Origin of the sequence: Tsukamurella sp. NPDC003166 (genome assembly GCF_040611135.1) — a bacterium.
Taxonomy (GTDB): domain Bacteria; phylum Actinomycetota; class Actinomycetes; order Mycobacteriales; family Mycobacteriaceae; genus Tsukamurella.
The window spans coordinates 126,701-136,564 of the sequence record NZ_JBEXNL010000013.1 but is presented as its reverse complement, the minus strand read 5'-3'; the positions used below and the strand labels follow the sequence as shown (position 1 = coordinate 136,564).

Here is a 9,864-nt window from a genome sequence, read left to right as displayed (position 1 = left end):
AAGGTCGGGCAGATGGTGTCGTTGCGTGGCACGTCCATCGGGCTCGTGCCCCTCGCGGAGGCGGTCAAGCAACTCAAGCGGGTCCCGCGGGAGCGTTACGACGACGCCGCGACCTTCTTCGGCTGAACCGAGCCGTCAGCTGATGGCCTTAAGCGCGCTCCGGACCGCGGCGGCACCGTCCTGGTCCACCGACTGCCGGACGACCTCACGCAGCGCCGCGTCCACCCGGTCCGGGGACTGCACCAGCTCCGTCGCGTCGCCCGGAGTCACCCGCATGCCCCGGTACTGCCCCTCGACCCCCAGCGCTGCGGCTTTGCCCCGGAAGGACTCGACAAGCGCGGGATCCGAGGTGACGGTGGCGATCCCGAACGCGCGACCACCCTGCGACGCCTCCCGGAAGGCCTCGCGGCGGCGCCCGCCTCCGCGGCCGCCAGAGCCACCATCGAGGCGGTCGCGCTCGCGCTCGAGTCCGGATTGATCAGCACGATCTTCTTCGCCGGCGCCGCGGCGGACGGGCTCGCACTCCGCGATTTCGGATATCCGACGCAACCGTGACACCTGTACGGTCACAGCCCCGCAAGCACGTGCGCGCCGCGCCCCGGCCGCACTGCGGCCACCGTCGGGGCGGGGTGGCCCGCCCGAGCGACCAGCCCGGGCAATTCGCGCGAGATCCGTCGCGCGGCATCCTCCGGAGCCAGGACGATGACGGTGCCACCGAACCCTCCGCCCGTCATGCGCGCGCCGTATGCGCCGAGGTCCGTCGCGGTCGCTGCGATGAGGTCGATGGCGGGGACGGTGATCTCGAAATCGTCGCGCATCGAGGCCTGCGAGGCATTCATCGCCGCGCCGAAGACCACGTGATCGCCCGCGCGCAGCGCCGCGGCGGCCTCCAGGACCCGGCGGTTCTCCGTGAGCACGTGCCGCGCCCGACGCCGGATCTCGTCGTCCGCCAGTCGCTCCCAGTCGTCGTCGACAGCATCGCGCAGCGACGCCACGCCGAGCTGCGCCGCAGCTGCCTCGCACGCCTCGCGCCGGCGCCGGTACTCCCCCGCCGCGTGCTGATGGGGCATGTGGGAGTCGATCGCGAGCAGGACGTCGTCGCCCAGCCGCATCGGCACGGAATCGACGGCGAGACTGCGGAAGTCGAGGAGTAGAGCCGTATCGTCGTCGCCGTACAGGCTCGCCATCTGGTCCAGCAGTCCCGTCGGCGCGCCCACGTACACGTTCTCCGCGCGCTGGGCGATCCTCGCCAGCTCGGTCCGGTCCAGATCATTCGACGGTGCCAGCGCCAGCAGCACCGCGCACTCGAGTGCGGCCGAGGACGAGAGGCCCGCTCCCACCGGCACGTTCGAGCTCAGCCGCAACTCACCCGGTGGGACGTCGACCCCGTGGTCGCGGAGCGCCCACACACAGCCGGCGACGTACGCCGCCCAGCCCCCGACGCCGCCGGGCGTCGTGTCGAGCGGGATCACCACCGTCCCACGCTCCTGCGCGGAGGACACCTCGATCGTGGCGCCGGCGGGCGCACCGTCGAACTCGGCGACGGTTCCGACTCGCAGGGCGATCGGCAGCGCGAAGCCGTCGTTGTAGTCGGTGTGCTCGCCGATGAGGTTCACCCGCCCGGGGGCGTAGGCACGCACCGTCATCCGATCACCGCGCGCAGCTCGTCGGCGATCGCCTCGGGCGTCTTGTCGGTGACGAAGGCGTCCCGCCCCGACTCGGACCCGGCGAGGTACTTGAGCTTGTCCGCACTGCGGCGGATCGAGAACAGCTCGGCGTGCAGGTATCCCTCGGGCTCGTCGGTCCGGTACTGGTGCCACGAGGCGATGTACGGCAGCGGCGCGTCGTAGAGGGCGTCGAAGGCGCGCAGCAGCGTGAGATACACCACGGCGAGGTCGTCCGCCTCCGCATCGGTGAGCTCGGTCAGGTTGCGCACGTGCCGATTCGGGTAGACGTGCGCCTCGACGGGCCACTTGGCCGCGTAGGGCACGAACGCCGTGGTGAGGTCCGTGCGCACGAGGATCCGGGCACCGTCGGCGATCTCTGACGCGAGGACCGCCTCGAACAGGTCCCTGCCGTGCTCGCCCCGATACTGCGCGGCGGTGCGCAGCAGCGCGGCCGTGCGACGGGTCCGGAAGGGGTAGCCGTAGATCTGCCCGTGCGGGTGCGTCAGCGTCACGCCGATCTCCTCACCGCGGTTCTCGAAACAGTAGACCTCCTCGATGTCGCTGCGCGCGAGCAGATCCGCGGTACGGTGCGTCCACGCGTCGACCACCAGCCGGGCCTGCCGCTGGGTCAGGCCGGCGAAGGATCCGTCGTGATCGCTGGTGAAGCAGACCACCTCGCACCGGCCGAGTCCCGGCCACTCGGCGCGCAGGGGATCCGCTTCGTCCGGCGCATACCACACGTACCCGTCGGGTGTGGACAACGAGGGGAAGCGATTCTCGAAGACCACCACCTCGTAGTCCTCGGCGGGGATCTCGCTCGAGAGCCCGGCGGGGTCGGGGTCGAGCGGGCACATGGTGCGCGGCGGCTTGTAGGTCCGCTCCTGCCGGGCCGGCGCGATGATCACGGTGTCGCCCGTCGTGGGGTCGCGCCGGACGGTGGTGGTGGGCACCGTCGGACGGGGCGGCAGGTCCCGGTGATCCACGCCCGCGACAGGCGCACCGTCGGAGGAGAAGAACAGAATCTCGCGGCCGTCGGCGAGCCGGGAGACGAACGGCGCTTGCATGTTCCGGGTCACGCCGCACCGCCCGGAGCCAGGGTCAACGGGATCACCGCGGCCAGGCCCTCGCGCGCCGCGCGTGGCGTCCCCGAGTCCATGATCAGCCCGTCGACGTCGGCGAACCGGGCGAACAGGTGCGCCCCGATCTCGCCGAACTTGGTGTGATCGGCGAGCAGCACCGTCGAGCGCGCACTCGTGATGAGGCGCCGATTGGTCTCGGCCTCACCGATGTTGGGCGAGGTGAAGCCGGCCACCGGGTCGATGCCGTGGCAGCCCAGGAAGGCGAGGTCGCACCGGACCCGCTCGAGCATCGCGTTCGCCACCGGCCCGACCAGCGCGTCCGACGGTGTCCGCTGCCCGCCGGTGAGCTGCACGGCCGCAGCCACCGTCGGGTCCCCGTCCGCATCGTCGTGATCGGGGTCGGTGAGTGCGTGGAAGATCGAGATCGAGTTGGTCACCACGGACACGGCGCGGCCCCGCAGCAGCCGGGCCAGCTCCAGGGTGGTCGTACCCGCGCCCACCGCGACGGTCATGCCGTCCCCTACCAGGTCGACGGCGGCCGCGGCGATCGCCCGCTTCTCGGCGGTGTCGCGCACCGCCTTGAGCGCCGAGCGGGGCTCGACTCCCCGACCGATGGAGCCGCCCGAGCGCACCGCCCCGCCGTGCACCTTCGTGAGCTCGCCTGCCTCCTCGAGCCGGTCCAAGTCGCGCCGGATCGTCATCTCCGAGACCCCCAGCTCCACGGCGAGGTCCATGACGCGCACCGCGCCCGTGGCCACCGCCGCCTCGAGGATCACCCTGCGTCTCTCAGCTGCCAGCACGCCGCGAACCTATCAGCGCCCAGGCCGCGAAGGCAGCGGCCACGAGCACCAGGGCGCCTCCGACCCACAGGTTGCCCGCGCTGCCCGCGGACATGTCGGCGCGATCGGGCGTGTGCTGGAACTGTTTCGCGCCCACCTCCGCGAGGCCAGGCGCGATGCCGGCGACGAGGAGGAGCACGCCGTAGATGCCGAGCAGGGCCGCGATGATGGCGCGGATGTCGAAGAGAAGGGCCAGGATCGAGCGTTCCGCCTTCTCCGCGGGGGCCGAGCCGGTGTCGTCGTTCGTCATTGTTGTCAGCTCCTCGTCAGTGGAAGATCAGGCCGAGTACGGCGGTGCCGGCGAGCACCGCCACGCCGAGGGGTACCGGACGGGCGTACCAGGCCGCTGCCCCTGCCACGTCGCCCTGCAGCGTGCTCCGGTCGGTCGCGGAGTAGACGAAGCCGACCAGTTCCGCCTCGGGCTTCGGCGCGCTCACCGTCGAGACGAGGACCGAGACCACGATGTCCACGATGAATGCGGCGGACGCCGCGATGAAGGGCATGCCCTGGCCGGGTAGGTCGATGACTCCCACTTCCTGCAGGACGAACACCGTGACGGCGGAGAGGGTTCCGGCGACCAGGCCGACCCAGCCGGCCGTGGGGGTCATCCGTTTCCAGAACATGCCGAGCAGGAAGGTGGCGAACAGCGGCGCGTTGAAGAACCCGAACAGGGTCTGCAGGTAGTCCATGAGGTTCGAGTAGCCGGCCGCGATGGTCGCGGTGCCGATGGCCATGACGACCGCGGCGACGGTGGCGATGCGCCCCACGCGGATGTAGTAGCCGTCCTCGCGGTCCTTCACCACGTACTGCTGCCACAGGTCGTAGCTGAAGACGGTGTTGAACGCCGAGACGTTCGCCGCCATGCCCGCCATGAACGACGCGATGAGGCCCGCGACCGCCACACCGAGGAGACCGTTCGGCAATACGTCGCGCATCATCAGCAGGATCGCGTCGTTGTACGTCACGCCGTCGGCGGCGCCCGTGGTCTTGAGGTGCATCATGTCGCCGACCATCGCGGCGCAGATCATGCCGGGCACCACGACGACGAACGGGATGAACATCTTCGGGATCGCACCGATGATCGGGGCACGGCGTGCCGCCGACATCGAGTTCGACGCCATCGCGCGCTGCACCTCGACGAAGTTGGTGGTCCAGTAGCCGAAGGACAGCACGAATCCGAGGCCGAAGACGATGCCCACCACGGACCACACCGGCGAGGAGAAGCCACTCAGGGCCTGGCCGGGCCAGGTGTGCAGTTGCTGCTCGACGGTGGCCGTCACCGTCCCGTCCGGCTTCGCGGTGTCGATGATCTTGGCCTTGAGTCCGCTCCACCCACCGACCTTGATCAGGCCGATCACGGTGAGCGGCACCAGCGCCGCGAGGATCACGAAGAACTGCAGGACCTCGTTGTAGATCGCCGCCGACAGGCCGCCCAGCGCGGTGTAGGTGAGCACCACCGCCGCCGCCACGATCAACGACACCCACCGCGGCCATCCCAGCACCGCGTTCACGACGGTGGCGAGCAGGAACAGGTTGACACCGGCGATGAGCACCTGCGCCACCGCGAAGCTGAGCGAGTTCACCAGGTGCGCACCGGTTCCGAACCGGCGGCGCATGAACTCGGGGACGCTGCGCACCTTCGAGCCGTAGTAGAAGGGCATCATCACCAGGCCGAGGAAGACCATGGCCGGGATCGCGCCGATCCAGTAGTAGTGCATCGTCGACAGCCCGATCTGGGCGCCGTTCGCCGACATACCCATGATCTCGACCGCGCCGAGGTTCGCGGAGACGAAGGCGATGCCGGTGACCCAGGCCGGGAGGCGTCTGCCCGAGAGGAAGAAGTCGAGGCTGGAGGCGACCTGTTGCCGCGCCAGGTAACCGATACCCAGCACGAACACGAAGTAGATCGCGACCAGCACGTAGTCGAGCATTCCGACGTTGAGTCGGAGCGCACCATCGGCGAGGAGCATCACGCCTCCAAAGGTCTCGCGGAACGAATTCTCACGAAACCTAACAGAGACGCACATCTCATTCGAGCAATTCCGAACACTTCGTCTCTTGGCGGCGCAGATCGATCAGACGGAAACGCCCTCGCCGCCGAGGCGGACGAGGGCGCTGTGGGACCGACTCAGGCCAGATCGTCCTGGCGCATCAGCTGCCTCGCCGCCTCGGTGACCGAGCCGGACAGCGACGGATAGACGGAGAAGGTCTGGGCCACGTCGTCCACCGTCAGGCCGTTCTGCACGGCGACGGTGAGCGGCAGGATCAGCTCGGATGCATTGGGCGCCACCACGACCCCGCCGATCACCAGGCCGGTGTTGGGACGGCAGAAGACCTTCACGAAGCCGCGCCTGAGCCCGGACATCTTGGCGCGCGGGTTCGTCGCGAGCGGCAGCATGACGGTGCGCGCCTGGTAGGTGCCGTCGTCGATCGCGGCCTGCGAGACGCCGACGGTGGCGATCTCGGGGCGCGTGAAGATCGCCGACGAGACGGTCTTGAGCTTCACGGGCGAGACGCCCTCGCCGAGCGCGTGGTACATCGCGACGCGACCCTGCATCGCGGCGACCGAGGCGAGCGGCAGCACCCCGGTGCAGTCACCCGCGGCGTAGATGCCCGGCACCTTGGTCCGCGACACGCGGTCGACGGGGATGTAGCCGCCCTTGGTGAGCTCGATGCCCACGTCCTCCAGGCCGATGTCGGCGGTGTTGGGGATCGAGCCGACCGTCATCAGGCAGTGCGAGCCCTCGACGGCGCGGCCGTCGGTGAGCCGGACGATCACGCCGCCGTCCGTGCGCTCGACCTTCTCCGCGTAAGCCCGCTTGACGAGCGAGACACCGCGGTCGACGAGCGCATCCTCCAGCACGAGTGCGGCGTCCTCGTCCTCGTTCGGGAGCACGCGGTCGCGGGAGCTCACCAGCGTCACCTTGATGCCGAGCTCGGTGTAGGCGTGCACGAACTCGGCGCCGGTGACGCCGGAGCCCACCACCACGAGGTGCGTGGGCAGCTCCTCGAGGTCGTAGAGCTGGCGCCAGGTGAGAATCTTCTCCCCGTCCGGCTTCGCCGACTCCATCACCCGCGGCGAGGCCCCGGTGGCGACGAGCACCACGTCCGCCTCGAGGGTCTGCTCGCCGCCGGTCGGCGTGACGACGTTCACGACGTGCTGCGCCATGCCCGGGTTGGTCGGCGCGAGCGAGGCGCTGCCGCGGATGATCCGCACGCCCTCGCCGACGAGCCGTGCCCGGATGTCCGCGGACTGCGCCGTCGCGAGCTCCTTGACGCGGGTGTTGATCCGCTCGACGTCGATCTCGACGCGCTCGAACTGCAGCTCGATCCCCAGGTCGACGGCGCGCCGGGTCTCGGTTCGGATGCCGGTGGAGGCGATGAAGGTCTTCGACGGGACGCAGTCGTACAGCACGCACGCGCCGCCGATGCCGTCGGATTCGACGACCGTGACATCGCCCCCGTGCGCCACCGCCACGAGTGCCGCCTCGTACCCCGCCGGACCGCCGCCGATGATCACGATGTTCGTCATGGGTGCAACGCTATCGTCTTCCCGCGTCGTCGTGTCGGGCACCGTCGTCAGAGCGGTCCGGCGAGCGGGCGCGGTAAAGTTCACCTGTGCCGATCTACGCCGCCTACGGCTCCAACATGCACCCCGACCAGATGGCCGAGCGCGCCCCGCACTCGCCGATGGCTGGTACGGGGTGGCTGCGGGGCTGGCGCCTGACCTTCTCCGGCGAGGACATCGGCTGGGAGGGCGCCCTCGCGACCGTCACCGAGGACCGCTCGGATCCCGACGCCAAGGTCTTCGTGGTCCTCTACGACGTGACCACCGACGACGAACTATCGCTGGACCGCTGGGAGGGTTCCGAGCTGGGCATCCACGTCAAGCTCAAGGCCCGCGTCGACCTCATCGACGGGGGCTCCACGCTGGCCTGGCTCTACGTCGTGGACGCCTTCGAGGGCGGCCTGCCCTCCGCCCGCTACCTCGGCGTCATGGCTGACGCCGCTTACATCGCCGGCGCCCCCGACGACTACGTCCTCGACATCCGCACCCGGGAGTCCCGCAACGTCGGCCCGGGCCCGGGCGCCTCCGCCGACGGCCCGGAGTAGCGACTCACGCCGCATCCGGACCGCAGGTCGTCGCAGCCGGCTCGATCGCCGACGCCAGGCGCCGCAGTGCCCGGGCCAGCCCGGGACGCAGCCCCCTCCGCGGCAGGTCGACGGTGCGCCGCCCCGCCGATCGCTCGTGGATGTCCGCCAGCCGCGCGTAGACTGCAGCCGTCGGAGGATCCGCCGTCAGATTCCAGTGCTCTCTGTATTCGCCCATACGGCAAGCACACACGAACCGGCGGTGCGGTTCCAATGAATTAGGTGGCGCCTACATGTTGACCTACCTGCTCGACGTCGGTGACCTCGCCGACGCCCGATTCGTTGTGTCGCCGTTGAACGAAACGGCGCTGAGCCTGTTCCACCTCAACCACGTCCACGGAACCGCACGACACCTGACCGCTTGGCGGCGCGAGGCCGACGCCCGCAGCGATCGATACGATCGCGAGCTGGTCGACGCGCTCGTCTCGCCGTCCGGCAAGCAGATCCCCGATTTCCTCACGCCGATCACCGCTCCCAGCGCGGGCCGGCCGTCGTTCGAGGTCCACCTCGCGGACCTCGCCGCCACCGCACCGGAGGCCGCGCACGCCGAGCTGGCCGAGCTCACCGAGGACGGGCCGCCGTCGCCCGCACTCGCGCGGCTCCTCGCCCTCGACGACCCCGCACCGGTCATCGCGGAGGCCCTGGCCGCCTACCACGACGCGGCCATCGCCCCGGTCTGGCCCGCCGTGCACCGGATCCTGGAATCCGATGTGACGCACCGCGGCCGGGAGCTGGCCACCGGCGGTCCGGCCCGCCTGTTCGAGTCGCTCAGCCCGCGTGTGGAGTGGACCCGCGCCGGGGAACTCAGCGTGGACCTCGCGTGCACGAAGAGCTCGGGCCGGTTCTCCTCCGGCGGACGCGGGCTGATCCTCATGCCCAGCGTCTTCATCAGCCGGGTGACCATCGCGCACGATCCCCGCCGCACCGCGCCACACGTCGGCTACCCGGCCCGCGGATCGGCGACTCTCGCGGAGTCGTCGCCTCCGGTCGCCGACGACGCGCTCCGCAGGCTCATCGGCACCGCCAAGGCCGATCTCCTCGCGGCCCTCGGCGAACCCGCCGCCGTCGTCGATCTGGCCCGGACACTGGGAGTCTCACCGTCGGCGATCTCGCAGAGCCTGAAGGTGCTGAGCACCAACGGCCTCGTCGACAGCTCTCGCTACGGACGACGGGTCCTCTACCGCCGCACCGCCCTCGGCGAGGACCGCGTGCGCCACGGAGGCGGACATGGATCTTGAGCTGCGCGGACGCACCTTCGTGGTATCCGGGGCGAGCAGCGGCATCGGGCTCGCCACTGCCCGGCGCCTCCTCGGCGAAGGGGCGAACGTGTGCGGCTTCGCACGCGACCTGGACCGGTTGCGCGGAGCCCTCACGAGCGCCGCAGACACTGCTGGCGCCGCGGACGGCGGTTCCCGGCTGCTGCTGAGGGCCGGCGACGCCCGCGTACCGGCCGAGGTGGACTCGATCGTCGCCGCCGCGGCCGACGCCTTCGGCGGAGTCGACGGGGTGGTCGCCAACACGGGGACCGGGGTGGCGGCCGGCGTCGGCGCGGAGCCGGCGGTGTGGCGCGAGCAGTTCGACACCAAGATCGTGGCGGCGATCGCGCTCATAGAATCGGCACGTTCGTGGCTCGCCCGCGCACGGGGCGTCATCGTCCTGGTCAACGGGGTGACCGCACACCATCCCGACCCGCAGATGGCGCCAGTCGGGGCGGCCCGCGCCGCCCTCGCGAACTACGCGGCCTCGCTCGGTGCGGAGCTCGCTTCGGTCGATGTCCGTGTCGTAGCGGTCAATGTCGGCGTCATCGCGACCGAACGGCAGCGCGCACGCCACCTGCGGTCGGGCAGCCCACTCGACTACGACGAGTGGCGCGTCGCCGAGGCCCGTCGCCGCGGAATTCCACTCGGACGTATGGGCCGCCCGGAGGAGGTCGCGGACACGATCGCCTTCCTGCTCTCCCCGCGCTCCGCCTACACCACCGGAACCTCCATCGACATCGCCGGCGGGCTGGACGGCCGGACCTGATCGATCCAGGCAGAACAGCACTACCGCGGGGGTTCCTACCCCGTCATCGGGTTGCAGCCCAGGCGTGAATGAGAAGCACCCGCGGGAGTCGAGATCGTTCGG

The 9,864-nt window shown here is 70.5% G+C and carries 11 protein-coding genes and 1 pseudogene; 4 read left to right on the top strand and 8 right to left on the bottom strand.

Annotation, left to right across the window (positions count from 1 at the left end; all coding sequences use genetic code 11):
* A pseudogene (locus tag ABZX10_RS15755) lies at positions 1-126 on the top strand (6-phosphofructokinase); the annotation flags it as partial.
* Positions 127-135: 9 nt separating this feature from the next.
* Here ABZX10_RS15755 and ABZX10_RS15750 read toward each other — a convergent pair.
* The 7 genes from ABZX10_RS15750 to ABZX10_RS15720 all read right to left on the bottom strand — a co-directional run bounded on the left by ABZX10_RS15750 (position 136) and on the right by ABZX10_RS15720 (position 7,117).
* Positions 136-549 carry a hypothetical protein gene (locus tag ABZX10_RS15750; protein WP_355541498.1) on the bottom strand — a complete coding sequence of 138 codons (414 nt, stop codon included), beginning with the start codon at positions 547-549 and terminating at the stop codon, positions 136-138.
* Positions 550-566: 17 nt separating this feature from the next.
* Positions 567-1,646, bottom strand: coding sequence for a galactokinase (gene galK / locus ABZX10_RS15745; RefSeq protein ID WP_355541495.1), 1,080 nt, complete (start codon positions 1,644-1,646; stop codon positions 567-569).
* Positions 1,643-2,731 carry a galactose-1-phosphate uridylyltransferase gene (galT, locus tag ABZX10_RS15740; protein WP_355541492.1) on the bottom strand — a complete coding sequence of 363 codons (1,089 nt, stop codon included), beginning with the start codon at positions 2,729-2,731 and terminating at the stop codon, positions 1,643-1,645. Before galT ends, galK begins: the two co-directional genes overlap by 4 nt.
* Positions 2,732-2,739: 8 nt before the next feature.
* Complete coding sequence (locus ABZX10_RS15735) at positions 2,740-3,546, bottom strand: DeoR/GlpR family DNA-binding transcription regulator (protein WP_355541489.1); 807 nt, start codon at positions 3,544-3,546, stop codon at positions 2,740-2,742.
* Positions 3,533-3,835, bottom strand: coding sequence for a hypothetical protein (locus ABZX10_RS15730; RefSeq protein ID WP_355541486.1), 303 nt, complete (start codon positions 3,833-3,835; stop codon positions 3,533-3,535). Before ABZX10_RS15730 ends, ABZX10_RS15735 begins: the two co-directional genes overlap by 14 nt.
* 16 nt (positions 3,836-3,851) lie before the next feature.
* Positions 3,852-5,555 (bottom strand): sodium:solute symporter family protein, encoded by a 1,704-nt coding sequence (locus ABZX10_RS15725; protein ID WP_355541483.1) that lies wholly within the window; start codon positions 5,553-5,555, stop codon positions 3,852-3,854.
* 158 nt (positions 5,556-5,713) lie between these two features.
* Positions 5,714-7,117: an NAD(P)H-quinone dehydrogenase gene (locus ABZX10_RS15720; RefSeq protein ID WP_355541480.1), complete on the bottom strand. Its 1,404-nt coding sequence runs from the start codon at positions 7,115-7,117 to the stop codon at positions 5,714-5,716.
* Between the two features lie 86 nt (positions 7,118-7,203).
* Between ABZX10_RS15720 and ABZX10_RS15715 the strand changes: the two genes are divergently transcribed.
* Positions 7,204-7,698, top strand: a complete 495-nt coding sequence (locus ABZX10_RS15715; RefSeq protein WP_355541477.1) for a gamma-glutamylcyclotransferase — start codon at positions 7,204-7,206, stop codon at positions 7,696-7,698.
* Positions 7,699-7,702: 4 nt separating this feature from the next.
* Here ABZX10_RS15715 and ABZX10_RS15710 read toward each other — a convergent pair whose 3' ends face one another.
* Positions 7,703-7,915, bottom strand: coding sequence for a hypothetical protein (locus ABZX10_RS15710; protein ID WP_355541474.1), 213 nt, complete (start codon positions 7,913-7,915; stop codon positions 7,703-7,705).
* 55 nt (positions 7,916-7,970) lie between these two features.
* On the opposite strand from ABZX10_RS15710, the gene ABZX10_RS15705 reads away from it, so the two are divergent.
* Positions 7,971-8,975: a DUF5937 family protein gene (locus ABZX10_RS15705; RefSeq protein ID WP_355541471.1), complete on the top strand. Its 1,005-nt coding sequence runs from the start codon at positions 7,971-7,973 to the stop codon at positions 8,973-8,975.
* A complete protein-coding gene (locus ABZX10_RS15700) occupies positions 8,965-9,762 on the top strand; it encodes an SDR family oxidoreductase (protein ID WP_355541468.1) in 798 nt (265 codons plus the stop codon). Before ABZX10_RS15705 ends, ABZX10_RS15700 begins: the two co-directional genes overlap by 11 nt.
* Positions 9,763-9,864 lie beyond the last annotated feature (102 nt).

Coding starts and splice junctions, on each gene's coding strand:
- ABZX10_RS15730 (WP_355541486.1), bottom strand. CDS start 3,835: ATGACGAACGACGACACCGGCTCGGCCCCCGCGGAGAAGGCGGAACGC.
- ABZX10_RS15720 (WP_355541480.1), bottom strand. CDS start 7,117: ATGACGAACATCGTGATCATCGGCGGCGGTCCGGCGGGGTACGAGGCG.
- ABZX10_RS15725 (WP_355541483.1), bottom strand. CDS start 5,555: ATGCTCCTCGCCGATGGTGCGCTCCGACTCAACGTCGGAATGCTCGAC.
- galK (WP_355541495.1), bottom strand. CDS start 1,646: ATGACGGTGCGTGCCTACGCCCCCGGGCGGGTGAACCTCATCGGCGAG.
- galT (WP_355541492.1), bottom strand. CDS start 2,731: ATGCAAGCGCCGTTCGTCTCCCGGCTCGCCGACGGCCGCGAGATTCTG.
- ABZX10_RS15705 (WP_355541471.1), top strand. CDS start 7,971: ATGTTGACCTACCTGCTCGACGTCGGTGACCTCGCCGACGCCCGATTC.
- ABZX10_RS15700 (WP_355541468.1), top strand. CDS start 8,965: ATGGATCTTGAGCTGCGCGGACGCACCTTCGTGGTATCCGGGGCGAGC.
- ABZX10_RS15710 (WP_355541474.1), bottom strand. CDS start 7,915: ATGGGCGAATACAGAGAGCACTGGAATCTGACGGCGGATCCTCCGACG.